General features: G+C 70.6%; 22 protein-coding genes and 1 pseudogene. 10 read left to right on the top strand and 13 right to left on the bottom strand.

Annotation, left to right across the window (positions count from 1 at the left end):
• Window positions 1–52 precede the first annotated feature (52 nt).
• Window positions 53–460, top strand: a complete 408-nt coding sequence (locus tag AAW14_RS18790; protein ID WP_265565025.1) for a CoA-binding protein — start codon at window positions 53–55, stop codon at window positions 458–460.
• Between the two features lie 336 nt (window positions 461–796).
• On the top strand, window positions 797–958 hold the full coding sequence (locus AAW14_RS18785; RefSeq protein WP_265565024.1) for a hypothetical protein: 162 nt from the start codon (window positions 797–799) through the stop codon (window positions 956–958).
• A 59-nt stretch (window positions 959–1,017) separates the two neighbouring features.
• Here the strand turns inward: AAW14_RS18785 and AAW14_RS18780 are convergent, their stop codons facing one another.
• The 6 genes from AAW14_RS18780 to AAW14_RS18755 form a co-directional block, all read right to left on the bottom strand.
• Entirely contained in the window at window positions 1,018–1,878 is an 861-nt protein-coding gene (locus AAW14_RS18780; protein ID WP_265565023.1) for an ABC transporter permease, read from the bottom strand.
• Complete coding sequence (locus AAW14_RS18775; RefSeq protein ID WP_265565022.1) at window positions 1,838–2,692, bottom strand: ABC transporter ATP-binding protein; 855 nt, start codon at window positions 2,690–2,692, stop codon at window positions 1,838–1,840. The genes AAW14_RS18780 and AAW14_RS18775 overlap by 41 nt, the downstream gene beginning before the upstream one ends.
• Window positions 2,689–3,144 carry a MarR family winged helix-turn-helix transcriptional regulator gene (locus tag AAW14_RS18770; protein WP_265565021.1) on the bottom strand — a complete coding sequence of 152 codons (456 nt, stop codon included), beginning with the start codon at window positions 3,142–3,144 and terminating at the stop codon, window positions 2,689–2,691. Before AAW14_RS18770 ends, AAW14_RS18775 begins: the two co-directional genes overlap by 4 nt.
• A 106-nt stretch (window positions 3,145–3,250) precedes the next feature.
• On the bottom strand, window positions 3,251–4,261 hold the full coding sequence (locus AAW14_RS18765; protein WP_265565020.1) for a cation diffusion facilitator family transporter: 1,011 nt from the start codon (window positions 4,259–4,261) through the stop codon (window positions 3,251–3,253).
• A 217-nt stretch (window positions 4,262–4,478) separates the two neighbouring features.
• Window positions 4,479–5,030: a DinB family protein gene (locus AAW14_RS18760; RefSeq protein WP_265565019.1), complete on the bottom strand. Its 552-nt coding sequence runs from the start codon at window positions 5,028–5,030 to the stop codon at window positions 4,479–4,481.
• Window positions 5,031–5,061: 31 nt separating this feature from the next.
• A complete protein-coding gene (locus AAW14_RS18755; protein ID WP_265565018.1) occupies window positions 5,062–5,721 on the bottom strand; it encodes a TetR/AcrR family transcriptional regulator in 660 nt (219 codons plus the stop codon).
• A gap of 149 nt (window positions 5,722–5,870) precedes the next feature.
• Here AAW14_RS18755 and AAW14_RS18750 point away from each other — a divergent pair, with 149 nt between their 5' ends.
• Window positions 5,871–6,428: an NAD(P)H-dependent oxidoreductase gene (locus AAW14_RS18750; protein WP_265565017.1), complete on the top strand. Its 558-nt coding sequence runs from the start codon at window positions 5,871–5,873 to the stop codon at window positions 6,426–6,428.
• Between the two features lie 98 nt (window positions 6,429–6,526).
• On the opposite strand, the pseudogene AAW14_RS18745 reads toward AAW14_RS18750, so the two are convergent.
• The 3 genes and pseudogenes from AAW14_RS18745 to AAW14_RS18735 all read right to left on the bottom strand — a co-directional run.
• Window positions 6,527–6,679: pseudogene (locus AAW14_RS18745) on the bottom strand (transcriptional regulator); the annotation flags it as partial.
• Between the two features lie 131 nt (window positions 6,680–6,810).
• Window positions 6,811–7,365, bottom strand: coding sequence for a YbaK/EbsC family protein (locus AAW14_RS18740; RefSeq protein ID WP_265565016.1), 555 nt, complete (start codon window positions 7,363–7,365; stop codon window positions 6,811–6,813).
• A gap of 52 nt (window positions 7,366–7,417) precedes the next feature.
• Complete coding sequence (locus tag AAW14_RS18735; RefSeq protein ID WP_265565015.1) at window positions 7,418–7,990, bottom strand: helix-turn-helix domain-containing protein; 573 nt, start codon at window positions 7,988–7,990, stop codon at window positions 7,418–7,420.
• A gap of 93 nt (window positions 7,991–8,083) precedes the next feature.
• On the opposite strand from AAW14_RS18735, the gene AAW14_RS18730 reads away from it, so the two are divergent.
• Complete coding sequence (locus tag AAW14_RS18730) at window positions 8,084–8,941, top strand: DMT family transporter (protein WP_265565014.1); 858 nt, start codon at window positions 8,084–8,086, stop codon at window positions 8,939–8,941.
• A 1-nt stretch (window position 8,942) separates the two neighbouring features.
• Here the strand turns inward: AAW14_RS18730 and AAW14_RS18725 are convergent, their stop codons facing one another.
• Entirely contained in the window at window positions 8,943–9,716 is a 774-nt protein-coding gene (locus AAW14_RS18725; RefSeq protein WP_265565013.1) for an acyltransferase, read from the bottom strand.
• Window positions 9,717–9,822: 106 nt separating this feature from the next.
• Here AAW14_RS18725 and AAW14_RS18720 point away from each other — a divergent pair, with 106 nt between their 5' ends.
• Complete coding sequence (locus AAW14_RS18720; protein WP_265565012.1) at window positions 9,823–10,350, top strand: gamma carbonic anhydrase family protein; 528 nt, start codon at window positions 9,823–9,825, stop codon at window positions 10,348–10,350.
• A gap of 86 nt (window positions 10,351–10,436) precedes the next feature.
• Here AAW14_RS18720 and AAW14_RS18715 read toward each other — a convergent pair whose 3' ends face one another.
• The gene (locus AAW14_RS18715) at window positions 10,437–11,087 is read right to left on the bottom strand and encodes a DedA family protein (protein ID WP_265565011.1); all 651 of its coding nucleotides are present in this window, start codon (window positions 11,085–11,087) and stop codon (window positions 10,437–10,439) included.
• 550 nt (window positions 11,088–11,637) lie between these two features.
• On the opposite strand from AAW14_RS18715, the gene AAW14_RS18710 reads away from it, so the two are divergent.
• The 3 genes from AAW14_RS18710 (at window position 11,638) to AAW14_RS18700 (ending at window position 14,324) form a co-directional block, all read left to right on the top strand.
• A complete protein-coding gene (locus AAW14_RS18710) occupies window positions 11,638–12,063 on the top strand; it encodes a DUF485 domain-containing protein (protein WP_265565010.1) in 426 nt (141 codons plus the stop codon).
• The gene (locus tag AAW14_RS18705) at window positions 12,057–13,655 is read left to right on the top strand and encodes a cation acetate symporter (protein WP_265565009.1); all 1,599 of its coding nucleotides are present in this window, start codon (window positions 12,057–12,059) and stop codon (window positions 13,653–13,655) included. The genes AAW14_RS18710 and AAW14_RS18705 overlap by 7 nt, the downstream gene beginning before the upstream one ends.
• A gap of 99 nt (window positions 13,656–13,754) precedes the next feature.
• Entirely contained in the window at window positions 13,755–14,324 is a 570-nt protein-coding gene (locus AAW14_RS18700; RefSeq protein ID WP_265565008.1) for a CHAP domain-containing protein, read from the top strand.
• 86 nt (window positions 14,325–14,410) lie between these two features.
• Here the strand turns inward: AAW14_RS18700 and AAW14_RS18695 are convergent, their stop codons facing one another.
• Window positions 14,411–14,848 (bottom strand): DUF4442 domain-containing protein, encoded by a 438-nt coding sequence (locus AAW14_RS18695; protein WP_265565131.1) that lies wholly within the window; start codon window positions 14,846–14,848, stop codon window positions 14,411–14,413.
• Between the two features lie 85 nt (window positions 14,849–14,933).
• Between AAW14_RS18695 and AAW14_RS18690 the strand changes: the two genes are divergently transcribed.
• Window positions 14,934–15,911, top strand: coding sequence for a hypothetical protein (locus tag AAW14_RS18690; protein ID WP_265565007.1), 978 nt, complete (start codon window positions 14,934–14,936; stop codon window positions 15,909–15,911).
• 76 nt (window positions 15,912–15,987) lie between these two features.
• The gene (locus AAW14_RS18685; protein WP_265565006.1) at window positions 15,988–16,998 is read left to right on the top strand and encodes a hypothetical protein; all 1,011 of its coding nucleotides are present in this window, start codon (window positions 15,988–15,990) and stop codon (window positions 16,996–16,998) included.
• A 76-nt stretch (window positions 16,999–17,074) separates the two neighbouring features.
• On the opposite strand, the gene AAW14_RS18680 is transcribed toward AAW14_RS18685, so the two are convergent.
• Window positions 17,075–17,920: a spermidine synthase gene (locus AAW14_RS18680; protein ID WP_265565005.1), complete on the bottom strand. Its 846-nt coding sequence runs from the start codon at window positions 17,918–17,920 to the stop codon at window positions 17,075–17,077.
• Window positions 17,921–17,962 lie beyond the last annotated feature (42 nt).

Raw genomic sequence — 17,962 nt, 5'->3', positions numbered from 1 at the left:
ACAGCAGGCGGCGCGTGGCTTCCGCGCCGCGGGACGTCGAAGGGGACCGGCCGTGTACGGCGACTCAGCAACGATCCGCAAGATCCTCACCGAGCTGGGCGACACCTGGGCGATCGTGGGCCTGTCCACGAACCAGCGCCGTGCGGCCTACGGGGTCGCTGCCGTCCTCCAGCGCTTCGGAAAGCGGATCGTTCCGGTCCATCCGAAGGCCGAGACGGTCCACGGCGAGCGGGGCTATGCCTCGCTGGGCGCGATCCCCTTCCCGGTCGACGTCGTCGACGTCTTCGTCAACAGCGACCTGGCGGGCGCGGTCGCCCAGGATGCCGTCACGATCGGCGCCAAGGCCGTCTGGTACCAACTGGGCGTCGTCGACGAGCGGGCGTACGGCAGAACGCGCGAGGCCGGTCTGGAGATGGTCATGGACCGCTGCCCCGCCATCGAGATCCCACTGCTGGGCTGACCCGGCGCAGACGCGCGGCATGGGGGCCGATAAGCGTCCTAACGAGTGAACGAATGTGCGAGTCAGGCGTGGTGACGGTGTCCGTACGGCTATCTTGATACCTCGAAGTAACTGGTCAGGCGGCGACGAGGAGTCCTCCCCGCCACCGCCAGCGTCGACGAGACGGAGCCGCATGGGCGCCGAACTCGCCGGACTCGATGACGCCGTACCCGCCGAACTCGCCGAGCAGGACACCGCGGTCGTGGGCATCGAGCCGCTCACCGCACGGCGCCACAGTCTCTCGGAAGCGGCGGCCCGGGACCTTCGGGAGGCGGTATGTGGGCCGTGCTCGAACAAATGGCCGCAGCTGCTCCGCAGCTCTTCCTCTACGTGGTCGGCCTCTTCGTCGCCATGATCCTGCTGTCGCTGGTCATCAGCCTGCGCAAGGCGGAGGCGTCGGAGCGCCCCGAGATCATCAGGGCTCTCGCGGATCTGATGGCGTTCTGGCAGAAGAGATGACCTCCGCCGTCGGCACGGATCGTCGACACACTCCGGCCCGGCCGGGCCCCGGCCCGCGCTCAGCGGGCCAGCCGCCCCAGCAGCGACGAGGCCGAGGTGACGCCCAGGGCCGCGGCCACCGTCAGGACGGTGAAGTCGGCCGGCAGGTGGGACGGGGTGCCGAGCAGGAGACCGCGCAGCGCGTCGACCTGGTAGCTCAGCGGGTTGACCTTGCTGACGGCCTGGAGCCAGCCGGGCATGACCGCGACCGGATAGAGGGCGTTGGAGCCGAAGAACAGCGGCATCGTGATCGCCTGGCCGATGCCCATCAGACGGTCACGGGTGAGGACGATGCCCGCGATCGTCATCGACAGACAGGAGAAGAAGGCCGAGCCCAGGACCACGGCCACCGCCACGCCCAGCAGGCGCAGCGGATTCCAGGTCATCGCGACGCCGAGCACCGCCGCGATCAGGACGACGACGACCGCCTGGACCAGTGCCTTCACGCCGGCGGCGAAGGCCTTGCCGGTGATGAGCGCGGCCCGGGGCGTCGGTGTGACCAGCAGCTTCGTGAGAATCCCGGCATCCCGCTCCCAAATGATCATGATGCCGTAGAAGATGGCGATGAACATCGCGGACTGGGCGATGATGCCGGGCGCGAGGTAGTCGAGATACGGGATCCCGCCGGTGGGGATCGCCTTGATCCGGGTGAACGTCTCCCCGAAGATGAGCAGCCACAGCGCCGGCTGGACCGCCCGGGTGTACAGCTCGGTGCGGTCGTGGCGCAGCTTCTGGAGCTCGACCGCGCACATCGCGACGACGCGGGCGGGCAGCACCTTCCAGCCGGTACGGGCCCGCGGGGGAACCACCAGCAGGTCGAGCTCCACGGGGTGGAGGCGGTCAGCCGACGCGGGACGCGGTGCGGCGGGTGCTTCGGACATCGCGGAAGTCTCCTGACTGGTCGTCGAGTCCGCTGCCGGCGACGTCACGGAAGACGTCCTCCAGCGTCGGCAGCGGACCTTCGGTGCCGAGTCGGTCCCTCAGGCCGCTCCTGAGCTCCTCGGGGGTGCCGAGGGCGCGGACGCGGCCGTGGTGCATGAGGGCGACCCGGTCGCAGTACTGGTCGGCCTCGTCCATGTAGTGCGTGGTGACGAGGACGGTCATGCCGGTGGCGGCGCGTACGGCGTTGATGTGCTCCCACACATTGGTCCGGGCGATCGGGTCGAGGCCGATGGTCGGCTCGTCGAGGATGAGCAGCCGGGGAGCGCTGACCAGGGCCTGGGCGAGTTCGAGCCGACGGACCATGCCACCGGAGTAGGTGTTGGCGAGCCGGTCGGCCGCGGCGGTGAGGTCGACGGCCGCCAGGGCCTGTTCGACGCGCCGGGCCCGCTCGCGGCGGGAGACGTCGAAGACGCGGGCGAACAGGGCCACGTTCTCCCGCCCGGTGAGCCCGGAGTCGGCGGAGAGCTGCTGGGGCACGTAGCCGAGCAGGCGCCGTACGGCCATGCGTTCGCGGGCCGCGTCATGGCCGAACACGCCGACCATGCCGGCCGGAACCGGAAGGAGCGTGGTGATGCAGCGGATGGCGGTGGTCTTGCCGGCACCGTTGGGACCGAGCAGTCCGAAGACCTCGCCGTCGCGGACGCCGAGGTCGAGTCCGTCGACCGCCTTCGTCTCCCCGAAGGAGTAGGCGAGTCCGGTACAGGTGACGGCGTCTCCCCCGGGAGCCCCGTCGTCGGTCGCGTTCCGCGTCATGTCTCCTCGGCCTCCTCGTGCAGGTTCTCCGCCAGCCTCCGCAGGGCCGGAAGGGCCACCTCCAGCGCCTTGCGGTCCGCCTCCTCGAGGCGGCCCACCTGTCGGCGTACGAGTGCGGTGCGCCGCTCCCGCCAGTCACGCAGCCGTGCCTCGGCCGCCTCGGTGGGCAGCAGTCGCGCGGCCCGCCGGTCGGCCGGGTCCGTCTCGCGGATCAGATAGCCGTCCCGTACCAGACGGTTGACGAGCGTCGAGACCGAGTTGCCCGCCAGATACAGCTCCCTGGCCGCGTCCGACACCCCGAGGCCCGGCCGCGCCACGACCAGGCGCAGCAGCTCGACCTCGGCGCCGCGCAGCAGTGGTGCGGTCATCCCGCTGCGCAGCCGCCGCCGGATCAGCCGCTGCACTCCGACGAGAGCTTCGGCCAGATCGTCGGCAAGGCTCTCCGACTCCACTCTTCGACAATAGCTCTCAGTCAGAGGTATTCGCCGAAAGAAATGGAAAGAAAGGGTCAAAACGGATGAGGAGTGCGCTCGCCGCCGCCGAGGACGGCGGCCGCCGTCAGTGGTGGTGCGGCTCCTCCCGGTGGACCGGTCCGTGCGGGGCCTCGCAGTGCGCCGGGTCCTCCGCCTGGTTCCGGTCGCCGTGCAGCGTCACCTGCAGGACCTGCTCGGGAGCATGGTCGACCTGAAGAGTGGTGTGCGTGATGCGGTACTGGTGGCGCAGGACGTCCTCGAGATCGCGGCGCACCGCATGGCAGTCGCCGCCGGGTTCCACGAGGATGTGTGCGGACAGGGCGGCCTGACCGGAGGTGATCTGCCATACGTGCAGGTCGTGCACCTCGACGACGCCCGGCCGGGAGACGAGCCGGTCGCCGAGCGCGTCCGGGTCGACGTCGGCGGGCGCGGCCTCCAGGAAGATTCGGCCGGACTCGCGCAGCAGCCCGTACGCGGCCTTCACCATCAGCGCCACGACCACGAGCGTGGCGATGGGGTCGGCGCGTTCGAAGCCGGTCAGGACGACCAGCAGCGCGGCGATCGCGGTGCCGATGAAGGCGAACAGGTCGTTGAGGATGTGCTGATAGGCGCCCTCGACATTGAGGGAGGTCCGGTTGGCCCTCGAGATGCACCAGCCGGCGGCCACGTTGACGACGATCCCGGCGAGGGCGGTGGCCAGCATGAGCCCGCCCGCGACCTGCGGCGGATGGATGAGCCGCCGTACGGCCTCGTACGCCAGCCAGGCCCCGAGCAGCAGCAGGGTGAGGCCGTTCGCCTGGGCGGAGAGGATCTCCGCGCGCTTGAGCCCGTAGGTGAAGCCGCCGCGGGCCGGGCGTGCGGCGAGCCGCATCGCGATGAGCGCGAGCACGATGGAGGCGGCGTCTGTGAGCATATGGGCCGCGTCCGAGATCAGCGCCAGGGATCCCGCGACGACGCCGACGACCACCTCGGCCGCCATGAACACGGTGATCAGGGCGAGGGCCAGGCCCAGCCAGCGGCGGTCGGCGTCCGCCGACACGCCGTGCGAGTGCCCTGCATGGCCCCCCGGTCCGTGCCCATGGCCGTGGTCGCTCATCTGGTCCGCCTTCCCCCTCGCATCCGATGCCACGACCGCAGTGAAACGCATCTGGACGCCACTCGGCAAAGCCTGCACCGGTGACCGTTGTCATGTCCGATAATACGTCGCTGACCTGGACAAACGTCACGGGGCCGGGAGGGCGGGAGGGTGGGCGCCCACGCGCCGCACTGCTCGTCCGGCATCCGGGGCGCCCGGCATCACACCTCGATCGACCTCACACTCCGATCGACCCGTCGATGCGCTCCCGCAACAGGTCCGCGTGGCCGTTGTGACGGGCGTACTCCTCGATCATGTGGATGAGCACCCAGCGGAGCGACACGGTGCCGCGCCAGGAGTCCTGGCCCTCGACATCGAGGTGGGGCGCGGCGGTGACGAACGCCTCGGCGAAGGCCGTCTCGGTCCGCCAGGCCTTCCAGGCATCGGCCATGACCCGGGGGGCGGGCACCGCGCCGGAGAAGTCGCCGTCGGGGTCGGCGGGCGAGGAGAACAGCGGCGGCACGTCCTGACCGGCCAGGACCTGCCGGAACCAGCGGCGTTCGACGTCGGCCAGGTGCCGCAGGAGGCCGAGCAGCGAGAGCGTGGACGGTGCGACGGACCGCTGCGACAACTCCGCGCCCAGTCCCGTGCACTTGAGCTCCAGCGTGGCGCGCTGGGCACCGAGGAAGTCATTGAGGAGGGTGCGCTCGTCGCCGGTGGCGGGGCCGAGGACCCGGGGATCGTGCTCGGCGGGGACGAACATCTCCGCTCTTCTGCTGTGGGTGGTCATGGCCACCATCATGGCGCGGCGGATGCGCGCCTCAGCCGGTACATCGGCCCGTGTAGCGGTCGACCAGGTCGCACCAGCCGGCCTGCAGACGCTCCAGGGTCACCCCGCGGCGGGTGAGCAGGTGGTCGATGAGCACCGTTTCCAGATAACCGAGCAACGTGTGCGCGACGAGCTCGATGTCGCCGTCCGCCCGCGCCTCCCTCAGCAGCATGCAGACGTGGGCCACCCGCAACTGGTACGCGGGGTTCGTGCGGCGGCGGCCGGGCTCGGCGTGGGCGGCCAGATAGAAGTCCCGGTACAGGCGCTCATGATGGATCACGGCCGAGCCGAAGGCACGCAGCCGCTCGGCCGCGGGAGCTCCCGGGCCGAGCGGTGGGGGCCCGGACAGGAAGGCGGCCTGGAGCTGTTCCTCGTGATGGCTGAGCAGCGCCACCAGCAGGCCCGTACGGTCACCGAACCGCCTGAAGACGGTGCCCTTGCCCACTCCCGCGCCGCAGGCGATGTCATCCATGGTCACGTTCGCGATACCGCGCTCGGCGGCCAGGCGGGCGGCCACCTCCAGCAGACGTGTGCGGTTGCGCGCGGCGTCGGCGCGCAGCTGGGGCGCGCCGACGGGCGGCATGAGGGCGAGGTCCGTCAGGCCGCCTGGGTCGTCCTGCGGCACGGGGAAAGGTGCGAGCGGCTCGGTCATGGCTTCAGCGTAGCTCCCCGGGAAGACAATCGGACCCTGGTCCGTTTACAGTGTCACACGAAGTGGACCGCGGTCCGCTTAAAGTGGTACAACATTGAACGGACTTCCATGGTTCGTTTGTACTGATCTGATACCCCCCGGAGATTTCCATGTCCGTACGCATCCTCGCTCTCGTCGGCAGCCTTCGCGCCGGTTCCCACAACCGCCAGCTCGCCGAGGCGGCGGTGAAGCACGCCCCCGAGGGCGTCGAGGTCGTGCTCTACGAGGGTCTGGGCCTCATCCCCTTCTACAACGAGGACATCGACGTCGAGGGCAGCGCGCCCGAGGCCGCGACCACGCTGCGCACCGCCGCTGCCCAGGCCGACGCCCTGCTCCTGTTCTCGCCCGAGTACAACGGCACCATCCCGGCGGTGCTGAAGAACGCGATCGACTGGCTGTCGCGCCCCTACGGCGCCGGCGTCCTGAGCGGCAAGCCGGTCGCCGTGGTGGGCACCGCGTTCGGCCAGTACGGCGGCGTGTGGGCGCAGGACGAGACCCGCAAGGCCCTGGGCATCGCCGGTGCCGCGGTCCTCGAGGACGCCAAGCTGTCCATCCCCGGCTCCGTGGTCCGCTTCGCAGAGACCCACCCGGCCGACGACTCCGAGGTCGTCGAGGGCCTGACCAAGGTCCTCGCGCAGCTCTCCGAGGCTGCTCCGACCGCCGCCTGATACCCCTTCTCGGGCCTCGGCCCAACCCCGGCACGGCTGTGGGCCAGGACCCCTCGGTCCTGGCCCACAGCCGTTTTCACATGTCGGCCGAACGAGCCTCAGTCGTGCGCCGGGCGGTTGGTGAGCCGGTGGTCGGCCATGCTGAGCGCCTCGTCCACGACCCGGCGCAGATGGCCGTCGCGCAGCGAGTAGATCACGCGGCGGCCTTCCTTGCGCGTGTCGACCAGGCCCGCGAGCCGGAGCCGCGCCAGACACGGCGCTCTCCGTACGGGGACGCCGGGCCCGGCACGCGCGCGGTCACCGTAGGCCCGACCGGCCCTCGGCACAGGTACGACGGAGCAACGGCCCGGCACGGCCGAACGCCACACCCCCCGCAGGGGCGTCAGACGCCCAGCCCCTCCAGCACGACCGCGTTCGCCAGCTCCGCGAATGCCTTGCCCGGCACCAGCAGCTTCCCCCGGCGTCGGCCGCTGCCGACCAGCACGTACGGCAGGTCCACGACGGCCGAGTCCACCAACACCGGCCAGCCGACGGGCAGTCCGATCGGTGTGATGCCCCCGTACTCCATGCCGGTCTCCCCCGTCGCCACCTCCATCGGAGCGAACGAGGCCTTGCGGGCGCCTAGTTGGCGGCGGACCACTCCGTTCACATCGGCCCGCGTGCCGGAGAGGACCAGGCAGGCGGCCAGTGTCGTCTCGCCGCCCCGCTTGCCCGCGACCACGACGCAGTTGGCGGACCGGTCGAGCAACTCCTTGCCGTAGTGCTCCAGGAAGACCGCGGTGTCCGCCCACTCGGGTTCGGTGTCGACGTAGACGATCCGGTCGGCGGGCACGCTGCCGGTCCACTCGCGTACGGCGTTCGCCACCGGGGCTGTCAGCTCGTCCAGGCAGTCGGGCGCCGGGGTGGCCTTGTCGAAGTGTCCGATGGGTGCGCGCATGACCGCACGCTAACAGCCCTGTATGCCCGGCACCGGCCGCCGGACGGGCGTCTCAGCGCACGGGCGGCACCGAGACGGCCATCACCATCTCCATCGGGACGTCGCCGTCATTGCCGTAGGTGTGCGGGGCGCTTGCCTCGAAGGAGGCGCTCGCTCCGGTCGGTACCCGGTAGTCGACTCCGTCGACGGTCAGCGTCAGCTCGCCGGCGGTGACATGGACGAGCTCGACCGTGCCGACGGGGTGCGGGTCCGAGGGGCTGCGGTCGCCGGGCATCAGTCGCCAGTCCCACATCTCCAGCGGGCCGGGCGCCTCAGTGCCCGCGAGGAGCCGGTTGTAGCTGCCGGCGTCGGTGTCCCAGAGGCGCACCGCCTGCTCGGCGGGAACGATGCGGACCTTGGGGCCCTGTTCGTAGTCGAGCAGGGTGGTGATGCTGACGCCGAGCGCGTCACCGATCTTGACGACCGTGCCGATGCTCGGGTTGGTGCGGGCCTGCTCGATCTGAATGAGCATGCCGCGGCTGACTCCGGCGCGGGCCGCGAGCGTTTCCAGGGTGAAGCCCCGCTCGTTGCGCCAGCGCTTGACGTTGCGCGCCAGGGACTGGGTCAGCAGGTCGAGGTCCGACACATTCCGTCCAATATTTTATATGACAGAGTTGAATAGAATGAACTATCGTGTGGTGCACCTGATCGTTCACTGAACTGTACTGCGAGGCAGCTCATGACAGCACTCTTCGCCCTGGCCACCAGCCTCCTGTGGGGCCTGGCCGACTTCGGCGGCGGGCTGCTCACCCGGCGGATGCCCGGCCTGACGGTGGTCGTCGTCTCGCAGACCATCGCGGCGACGGTGCTCGGCGCGATCGTGGTGGCCACCGGCGGCTGGGGCGAGGCTGGACCACGACTGTGGTTCGCGCTCGCCGCGGGCCTGATCGGGCCCGTCGCCCTGCTCTCCTTCTATCAGGCTCTCGCCATGGGCCCCATGGGCGTCGTCTCGCCGCTCGCCACCCTGAGCGTGGCGGTCCCCGTCGGCGTGGGACTCGCGCTCGGCGAGCGCCCCGGGCTGCTGCAGGCCGCGGGCATCGCCGTAGCCGTCGCCGGGGTCGTACTAGCGGGCGGCCCCCAGCTCAGGGGCGCGCCGGTCCAGCGGCGGGCGATCCTGCTCACGCTGGTCGCCGCGCTTGGCTTCGGCACCGTGTTCGCGTTGATCGCGGAGGCGTCGACGACGGTCACCGGGCTCTTCCTGGCGCTCTTCGTACAACGCCTGACCAACGTCGTCGCGGGCGGTGCCGCCCTGTACGTCGCCGTGCGGCGCGGAACGGCGGCGCTCCCGCAGGACGGTTTCCCCTGGCGCTCCCTGCCCGCGCTCGCCTTCGTCGGTCTCGCCGACGTCGCCGCCAACGGGACGTACGCCGTCGCCGCCCAGCACGGCCCGGTCACCGTGGCCGCCGTGCTCGCCTCGCTCTATCCGGTGGTCACGGCGCTCGCCGCGCGCGGCTTCCTCAGCGAGCGGCTGCGCGCGGTGCAGGCGGCGGGTGCGGGCCTCGCGCTGGTCGGCACGGTGCTCCTCGCCACCGGCTGACTCATGACTCGGCCGACTCGGCGTCCAGCTCCGCGAGGTGGGCCACGGTGTCCTCGTCCAGCTCCGACAGCGCCAGCAGCTGCTCCGGCGTGACCCCGTCGGGTATGGGCACCGGGGCCGGGGTCCTCAGCGGCGGCTGCCAGCCGGCCTCGGGCGTCCAGCGCCGCACGACCCGCGCCGGGGCCCCGGCCACCACCGCGTGGTCCGGTACGGCTCCGCGGACGACCGCTCCGGCCGCCACCACCACGTTCCGCCCGATCCGCGCTCCCGGCAGGATCACCGCGCCGGTTCCGATCCAGCAACCCGGACCGATCTCCACCGGCTCCATCCGCGGCCACTGCTTGCCGATGGGCTGGTGCGGGTCGTCGTAGGAGTGGTTCGTGGAGGTCACATAGACGTAGGGCCCGAAGTAGCAGTCGCTGCCGATCGCGACCGTGGTGTCGGCGATGACATGACTGCCACGGCCCAGGACGACGCCGTCGCCGATACGCAGGATCGGGTCGGGGCCGAGGTCGAGGCCGGGCATCAGACCGGCGGTCAGGGTGACCTGTTCGCCGATGATGCAGTGCGCGCCGACATGGATCCAGGGCTCGCCGAAGACCGTGCCGAGCGGGAAGGCGAGCCTGGTACCCGTTCCCATCGCGCCGAAGCGGAAGCGCCCGGGGTGCTCCGCGGTCACGGACCCCGTGCGCTGCACCCAGGCCCAGCCCGCGTGGACGACGCGCTGCGCGAGGCCACGACACCATGATGAGAACGTGTTCTTGCTCCTGGGCACCCGCACACCGTAATGGGCCCGGGGTGCGCCCACGCGACCGCACGGCTGTGATCTTCACCCCACCGATGGCGTACGGTGCGGGTGTACCGACCACGAGGAGACGGCGATGACGCACAAGGCGCTGATCACGGGCATCGGCGGCAAGGATCCGAAGGTGCATCAGGAGGCGTTCACGGCACCCACGGCCGTGGTGATCGGCGATGTGACGCTCAACGCGGGCGCGAGCGTCTGGTACGGAGCGGTGCTGCGCGGCGACGTCGAACGGATCGCAGTGGGCGCGAGCAGCAACGTGCAGGACAACTGCACGCTGCACGCCGACCCGGGCTTCCCGGTCACCGTCGGCGAACGCGTCTCCATCGGGCACAACGCCGTCGTCCATGGCGCGACCGTGGAGGACGACTGTCTGATCGGGATGGGCGCCACCGTCCTCAACGGCGCGGTGATCGGCGCGGGCTCGCTGGTCGCCGCGCAGGCACTGGTGCCGCAGGGCATGCAGGTGCCCCCGGGCTCACTCGTCGCGGGAGTACCCGCAAAGGTCAGGCGACAGCTCACCCACGAGGAGCGCGAGGGCATCACGCTGAACGGCACGATGTACGCGGAACTGGCAAGGGCACATCGAGAAGTCCACGACTGACACGGCTGCACGACTGAGCGGCGCCCGACGAGGGGCACCTCGCAGGGGCCACTGGCACCCACGGGTACGAGGATGCGGCGCGGCTTCTACTCCCCCGCAGGCACGGCTTCCGTTTCGGCTTCCCGCTGCGCGGCCCCCGCCTTCTTGGCCTTCCTCTTGACGACCAGCATCGACGCCAGCCCCAGCAGCACGGCCACGACCAGCCCGACCCACGAGAACTTCTTCAGCCAGGACTCGGCGACGACACCGACGTAATAGATGCCCGCCGTGGTGCCGCCCGCCCAGATCACGCCGCCGAGGAAGTTGGCGATCAGGAACTTCCAGTACGGCATCCGCAGCACACCGGCGAGCGGGCCGGCGAAGATCCGCAGCAGGGCGACGAAGCGGCCGAAGAAGACCGCCCACATACCCCACTTCTCGAAGGACCGCTCTGCGGTCGTCACATGGCCCTCGCTGAAGTGCTTCGGGAACTTCTTCCCGAGCCAGGCCAGCAGCGGCCGTCCGCCCTTGCGGCCGATCGCGTAACCGATGGAGTCGCCGACGACGGCGCCGGCGCTCGCACAGGCGCCGAGGACGATCGGGTTGATGCCGGAGTGCTGCGAGGACATCAGCGCGGCGGAGACCAGGACGATCTCGCCCGGGAGCGGAATGCCCAGACTCTCCAGACCGATCACCAGGGCCACCACCGCGTAGACGGCGGCCGCGGGTACCGTGTCGAGCCATTCCTGGACGTGCACCGCCGGTTCCTCCCCGATTCGCGTCCGTGTTCTCGCGGGCGCACGTCTGGTCGGGCGTGCCCCCGGGAAGCCTACCTGCTCACCGGGATCCGGGGCCTCTCACAGTCCGCACCGATGCTCCCGGTGGACGGTCCCGGCCAGGGTGTCCCCCGCCCTTGGTCGCACGGCCTTCGGGGACGACTGGACGCGCGGCCGTCAGGGACGGCACGGACCCCGGCCTGTCGGACAAGGCCCGCCGGAGCCTTGAAACAAGAAACGCATTAAAGCCGACAGGAAAGCGGAAACAACCCTCTTCAAATTCCCCTCCGCACAGGCGGTTGATTGTTCAAAGGCTGCACTGCAATACTCCGCACCCGACCCGGTCACGGACCTCACCCAAGGCCGTCCCGACCTCCCCGAAAACCCGAAAAACCCGAGAACGGAAACGTCACGAACTCCCCACAGAATCCGCACACGATCCCGGTTTCGGTATCCGGAAGTTCTCGATGAGCCATTCCTGAGTCGGCGTCCTCCGGAAGTGCGGTACACGGCAGCAAAAAGAAGGTGCGTCATGTACGGATATCCCCCACAACAAACCAACCGGCCCCCTTCCCCCGCCCCGACAGCCGATTCCACGAGGTACCCGTCCCTGTACGAACATCCCGAATTCCAGTCGTTGCGCCGCTCCTTCCGCACCTTCGGAGCCATCGCCGCGACGCTGGTCGTGGGTGGCTTTCTGCTGTACGTGCTCCTGTCGAGTTTCGCCTCGCGGGTGATGAACCGGCCCCTGGCCGGACACCTCACCCTCGGTCTTGCCCTCGGCCTCGCCCAGTTCGCGGTCGTGGCCTTTGCCGTATGGCGCTACACCGTGCACATGCGCCGACGCATCGACCCCGCGGCGCGTCGGCTCCGCGCGGAGCTGGGCCGTCCGGAGCCGGGCCGCGCCGGGCGGGAGAGGCCTCGTGTCCCGCAGGAGGGGCGGTTCCGCGCGTGGTGACGGTCTCCGCAAGCGTCGCGAACCGGCTCAGCCTGCAGCTGACCTTCGTCCTCTTTCTGTCCGTCGTCGTGGTCACCCTGTTCACCGCGCTGCTGACGGCCCCCCAGCGCGACGAGATCAGCGAGTTCTACCTCGGCAACCGGAACATGTCCGCACTGCGCAACGGCCTGGCGATGTGCGGCGACTACGTGTCGGCGGCGACCCTCCTGGGCAGTACGGGCCTGGTCGCACTCACGGGCTACGACGGCCTGCTCTACCTGGGCGGGACCACGGTCGCCTGGATGACGGTGCTGCTCGTGATCGCCGAACCCCTGCACAACTCCGGCAGGTTCACCCTCGGCGACACCCTGGCGCTGCGCCTGCCGCGCCTCCATCGGCCCGTCCGCCTCGCCCTCGCCATCTGCACCCTGACGGTCACCACTCTCTACCTGGTGGCCCAACTCATCGGCAGTGTCGCACTGTTGACCCAGTTCATCGGCGAGCCCAGTCAGATCACCCGCACCCTGTGCGTGGTCGTCATCGGCACCATCGTCGTGGTGTACGCGGCCCTCGGCGGAATGCCCGGCGCGACCTTCATCCAGGTCGTCAAGGCCGTGATGCTGGTGGCCGGTGTGGCGATCACGGCGGTCGTCGTGCTGACCCATTTCCGCTGGAATGTCAACGCGCTCCTGTCGGCCGCCGCACACAACAGCGGCGTGGGCCCGCGCTTCCTGGAGTCCGGGCTGCGCTACGGCGGCGGCATCACCAGCAAGCTCGACTTCTTCAGTCTGGAGCTGGCCATCGTGCTCGGTCTGGCCGCGCTCCCCCATGTGGTGATGCGACTGCTCGCCCCGCGCACCAACGGTGTGCTGCGTACCTCGGTCGTCTGGGCCATGGGCCTCGTCGGCTTCGTCTGCCTGGCCGCGGGGATCCTCGGTCTCGGCGCCACCGCGATCGTCGGCCGGGAGGCCATCGCGAGGATCGACCCAAGGGGCGACGCGGCCGTCCTGCTCCTCGCCCAGTCCATCGGCGGCGGCGTGCTCACCGCGCTGATCTCCTGTCTGGCCTTCGTGACGCTGCTCGCGGTCGCGGCCGGGCTCACCCTCGCCGCGGCCTCCTCGCTCGCCCACGACCTCTACGGCGAGGTGGTCCGCAAGGGCAGGGCGACACAGGCGGAGGAGCTCGGCGTGGCACGCATGGCGGCGGCCGTGATCGGCCTCCTGGGCATGCTGCTCGCCCTGCTGCCGTGGGAGACGAGTACCGCGAGCCTGGCGTTCCTCGCCTTCGCCATCGCCGCGTCGGCCATCCTGCCGGCCCTCGTCTACAGCCTTTTCTGGCGCCGCTTCAGCGCACACGGCGCACTGCTCAGCCTGTACGGCGGTCTGATCTGCTCCATTCTCCTCGTGGTGTTCTCTCCGGTGGTGTCCTCCACGCCCACCTCGATCTACCCGCATGTCGACTTCGCATGGTTCCCGCTGCAGAACCCCGGGATCGTCTCGATTCCCGCTGGCTTCCTTCTCGGCTGGCTGGGCAGTGTTCTGAGGCCTCATCAAGAAACCGTCGCCCAGAAGGAGTTCGAGATACGCGCGCTGGTCGGTGCGGTTCGGGGCTGACCGCCGGACCGCACCGTTCCGACCACCACGTCCCGACACCGCCACCGAAACGTCCCGCCCCGACGCTGCGACAAGCTCTTCGGAAAGGACCAACCCCCCATGCACAGGCGCACGTCGAAGAAATCACTACGCGTCGTGGCCGCCGGAGTGACGGCCACGGCCGCCCTTGCGGTCTTCGGCACCACGGGCCACGCGGCGCCCGCAGCCACGACCGCTCCCGGTTCCACCGCCACCTTGGCACGCTCCCCGCGGCTCCCGTCCCTGACCGCGGCCGACCCGGCCGCCTACCCGTGGAAGGACGCGACCGGCCCCCGGACGGCCGACGGCCACGGCTACCCCAGGCGCTCCTGCACCTCGTTCGCCGCTTGGGCGATCCGCGCCGATGGACGCCCCCACCGCAAGTCCCCCGACTTCCGTGGCGAAGCCCGGCACTGGACCGGCGCCGTGACCAGCACGGTCCCGCACGTCGGCGACATCGCGCAGTGGGACCCGGGCGTGCACGGCGCGGGCGGCCAGGGGCACGTCGCCTACGTCGCGGCCGTCGGCGACGACGGGACGGTCACACTGCACGAGTACGGCTACCGCAGCGCGTACAACGACTTCCGGCCGGACTCCCTGAGCATCCGCACCACGTCGGCGTCGGATCCCAGCCGGTATCTGCGGTTCTGACAGGGGGCGCGGCGGCACGCCGAAGGGCCCCGGCCGGAAGCACGTCCCCGGCCGGGGCCCTTCGGCATACGGCGGCGCGGACGCCGTCAGCCGTTGGGACGCAGGGTCCACACCACCGTCATCTCGCCGGAGACGGCGCCGTCCCCGCGCTGGATGGCGATGGAGACGGGGAACTCGGGCCGCTGACCGGCGTCGAGCTCGGCGACGACCTCGGCGGCGGGGCGGCCGAGCGTGGCGGTCGCGGTGACCGGGCCCATGGCGAGCTTCTTGTAGGCGATTTCGGCGCTGACGGCGAGCGGAACGGCCCGCGACAGCTGGTCCCCGAACGCGGCCAGCACGATCGCGCCGCTCGCCGATTCACCCAGCGTGAACATCGCCCCGGCGTGCGGCCCGCCGACGTGGTTGTGGAAGTCGCTCTGGTCCGGCAGGGCCACCACGGCCTTCTCCGGCGTGGTCTCCAGGAACTCCAGGTTCAGGGTCCTGGCCATCGGCACCGTGGCGGCGAGCATCTCGCCGATCGACATCTGGTCTGCGCTCATGCCGCGATGTTACCCGCGAGTAGCCAGCCATGGCCAGGGCTGGGTGTTGATCGTCGTATCGTTGCGGTCCATGTGGCCAGGAGAGCAGCCGCCGGGGGGCGGGCCGAGCCCGCAGCAGCCCGCGGCCGGACAGCGGTCGAACCCGTACGAGCAGCCGGGATACCAGCAGCCCAACCCGTACCAGCAGCCGAACCCCTATCAACAACCCCAGTCGTGGAACACGACGCCGCACCCGGCCGGCGGGGTCACGCCTCCGCCCGGGGGCGGCCGCAACAACACAAAACTTGTCGCGGTCCTCGCCGCGGGGGCCGTGGTGATCGCCGCCGGCGTGACCGGGTTCGCGCTGCTCGGCGGGGGCGGCGGAGGCAGGGCGGTCGGCCCGGAGCCCACCCGCTCCGTTTCTCCGCGGCCGAGCCCGAGCAACCCGCGGGGCGCGGACAGCGAGCAGGCCACTGTCAAGGGCTGGAAGGTCGTCGTGAACCCGGAATCGGGGGTCGCGTTCGACGTGCCGCCCCAGTGGGCACTCAAGTCGACGGACTGGGTCACCTGGGTCTCCGAGAACGGCGACCCCGACGACAAGCCACTGGTCGCCATGCGCGCACCCGCGTTCCTGCAGGAGCGCTGGTGCGCCTCGGACGACAACAAGGACGGCACGTACGAGTACAGTCCGCTGGCCGCGGCGGGCTCCAGGGGCAACAACGGGGCGAAGGGCACCGAGGAGATAGCGCGTGCCGACTCGAAGGCCTGGATCTACGGGCAGTACACCCAGCCCGACCGGACGAAGGTGAAGTCCGGCGCTGTCGAGCCCTTCACCACGAACTCCGGCCTCAAGGGCAGTTTGGGCACAGCCTGGTCCGTAGGTGTGGAGAAATCGAAAAAGTGCGCAACGGACGGCAAGGCGTGGACGTTCGCCTTCCGGAACGCCCAAGGGGACCTCACCTCCTGGTCGTTCTTCGGCGCCAAGGGCGTATCCGGCGAGGTACCGGACGCCACCGTGCGGAAGATCGCGGCCACCGTACGGCTCGACAAGGAGGCGTCGGGGTCGTGAACACCCCGCATCCGGTACAGGTCTGACGAGGGGCAGTGACCGAAACGTGTCACAGGCGGCACTAGGGTTACTGCCCATGTGGCCAGGACAGCAGCCGCCCGGGGGCGAGCAGAACCCGCAGAACCAGAACCCCTACCAGCAGCCGGGGTACCAGCAGCCGAACCCGTACCAGCAGCCGGACTATCAGCAGCCCAACCCCTATCAGCAGCCGGGGCAGCCGCAGTGGGGCGCGCCCTCGCCCGCGGGTGCGCCCCAGCCGCCGAGCGGCGGGGGCGGCGGGAACCGGACGAAGGTCATCGCCATCGGGGCGGCGACGGCCGTGGTCGTGGCCGCGGCCGTCACCGGGGTCCTGGTCCTGGGCGGCAACAAGAAGGACAACGCCGGCGGCGGCAAGAACGGCACGGCGTCTCCCACCACCTCGCGGAGCGCGGCACCCTCGAGCTCCGCGACCGACAACCCGCGCGGCGGCGGCGCCGACAAGCCGACCGTCCCGGGCTGGAAGGTCGTCGTCAACCCCAAGTGGGGCACGGCCTTCGACGTGCCACCGGACTGGGACGTCAAGTCGCCGGACCTGATGATCGGCTTCGAGGACCACAACGCCAAGGCCGGTGCCAAGCCCCTGATCACCATGTCCGCGCCCGCGTACCTCAAAGAGAACTGGTGCACGTCCGACGACGGCAAGAGCGGCCGTCCGGACAGCACCGCGCTGGCCGCGGCGGGCACCAAGGGAGCGAGCGGCGCCAAGAACACCGACGAGGTCGCGGTGAACCAGGTGGCCTGGTGGGTGTACGGCGGATACACGCAGCCCGACAAGAAGAGCGTGACCTTCGACAAGAAGGCGAAGCCGTACACGACCGCGTCCGGCGTCCAGGGCAGCATCGCCTGGGCCCGCTCCAGGAACACGCCCCAGAAGGGGAAGTGCGCGAGCGACGGCAAGGCCATCACGTTCGGCTTCAAGAACTCCACGGGCGACTTCGTCGCGTGGAACCTCTACGGGGCCACGGGTGTGAAGGACGAGCTCCCGGACGCGACGATCATGAAGATTCTGAGCACCGTCCGCCTCCACGGCGACCCGACGGCGTCCTGAGTCGGCGCCCCCGGGTGCCATGGCGGTGGTGGCACCTGGCGGGCGGGCCTCCCGTCGGACGATCGTGAGGGACCCGTCAACCGATCGTGAAGGACCCGTCGGGCGGTTCGGGTGACGGGACGGCGTTCTCGTCGTGGACGGGCTCCGCACCACCCGTGAAGTCCCGGAGCGCCGACCCGTGTTCGACGCGGGCCGGAAACGCGTCCGCGGCGGTGCGGCGGGCGAGCGGGGCCGTGTCGAGCGGCCGGTGGGCGGCGATGAGCACGGCGTTGCCGAAGCGGCGGCCGCGCAGCACGCCCGGCTCCGCGATCAGCGCCAGTTCCTCGAACACCGCCGCGAAAGTGGCGAGTTGAGAGCGCAGGAATGCGAAGGGCGCGGCGTCGGCGAGGTTCGCCAGGTAGACACCGTCCGGGCGCAGCACCCGCTCGGCGGCGCGTGCGTACGCCACCGTGGTCAGGTGGGCGGGGACACGGGAGCCGCCGAAGACGTCCGCGATCACGATGTCGGCGGAGTCCGGCTCGGCGGCCTCCAGCCACGCGCGGGCGTCGGCCGGGTGCAGGACGACACCGGCGTCGGCCGGCAGCGGAAGGTGTTCCATGACGAGGTCCAGCAGGCCCCGGTCGGCCTCCACCACGTCCTGCCGTGAGCCCGGTCTGGTCGCGGCGAGATAGCGCGGCAGGGTGAGCGCGCCCCCGCCGAGGTGCAGCACGTCCAGGGGCCGCCACGGCTCCTTCACCGTGTCCAGCACATGGCCGAGACGACGCGCGTACTCGAACTCCAGGTGCGTCGGCGCGTCCAGATCGACGTACGACTGCGGTGACCCGTCGACCGTCAGCAGCCATGCCCTGTCCCGGTCCACATCGGGCATCAGCTTGGCGGTGCCGTGGTCGACGGTACGGGTGACGGGTATGGGCTCGCTCACAGCTCCATTGTGCGGGTGCGGGAGGGTCCGGGGCGCGGCCTC

The organism is Streptomyces hygroscopicus (genome assembly GCF_026168105.1).
In the GTDB taxonomy this organism is placed as follows: domain Bacteria; phylum Actinomycetota; class Actinomycetes; order Streptomycetales; family Streptomycetaceae; genus Streptomyces; species Streptomyces hygroscopicus_D.
This window is presented reverse-complemented; position numbering and strand designations above follow the sequence as displayed.

Excerpts from the sequence above, each read along its gene's own strand:
- AAW14_RS18775 (WP_265565022.1), bottom strand. The coding sequence starts at position 2,692 with ATGACGCGGAACGCGACCGACGACGGGGCTCCCGGGGGAGACGCCGTC.
- AAW14_RS18685 (WP_265565006.1), top strand. The coding sequence starts at position 15,988 with ATGTGGCCAGGACAGCAGCCGCCCGGGGGCGAGCAGAACCCGCAGAAC.
- AAW14_RS18755 (WP_265565018.1), bottom strand. The coding sequence starts at position 5,721 with ATGACCGAGCCGCTCGCACCTTTCCCCGTGCCGCAGGACGACCCAGGC.
- AAW14_RS18730 (WP_265565014.1), top strand. The coding sequence starts at position 8,084 with ATGACAGCACTCTTCGCCCTGGCCACCAGCCTCCTGTGGGGCCTGGCC.
- AAW14_RS18765 (WP_265565020.1), bottom strand. The coding sequence starts at position 4,261 with ATGAGCGACCACGGCCATGGGCACGGACCGGGGGGCCATGCAGGGCAC.
- AAW14_RS18700 (WP_265565008.1), top strand. The coding sequence starts at position 13,755 with ATGCACAGGCGCACGTCGAAGAAATCACTACGCGTCGTGGCCGCCGGA.
- AAW14_RS18690 (WP_265565007.1), top strand. The coding sequence starts at position 14,934 with ATGTGGCCAGGAGAGCAGCCGCCGGGGGGCGGGCCGAGCCCGCAGCAG.
- AAW14_RS18720 (WP_265565012.1), top strand. The coding sequence starts at position 9,823 with ATGACGCACAAGGCGCTGATCACGGGCATCGGCGGCAAGGATCCGAAG.
- AAW14_RS18760 (WP_265565019.1), bottom strand. The coding sequence starts at position 5,030 with ATGACCACCCACAGCAGAAGAGCGGAGATGTTCGTCCCCGCCGAGCAC.
- AAW14_RS18780 (WP_265565023.1), bottom strand. The coding sequence starts at position 1,878 with ATGTCCGAAGCACCCGCCGCACCGCGTCCCGCGTCGGCTGACCGCCTC.
- AAW14_RS18710 (WP_265565010.1), top strand. The coding sequence starts at position 11,638 with ATGTACGGATATCCCCCACAACAAACCAACCGGCCCCCTTCCCCCGCC.
- AAW14_RS18750 (WP_265565017.1), top strand. The coding sequence starts at position 5,871 with ATGTCCGTACGCATCCTCGCTCTCGTCGGCAGCCTTCGCGCCGGTTCC.
- AAW14_RS18740 (WP_265565016.1), bottom strand. The coding sequence starts at position 7,365 with ATGCGCGCACCCATCGGACACTTCGACAAGGCCACCCCGGCGCCCGAC.
- AAW14_RS18785 (WP_265565024.1), top strand. The coding sequence starts at position 797 with ATGGCCGCAGCTGCTCCGCAGCTCTTCCTCTACGTGGTCGGCCTCTTC.
- AAW14_RS18695 (WP_265565131.1), bottom strand. The coding sequence starts at position 14,848 with ATGTCGATCGGCGAGATGCTCGCCGCCACGGTGCCGATGGCCAGGACC.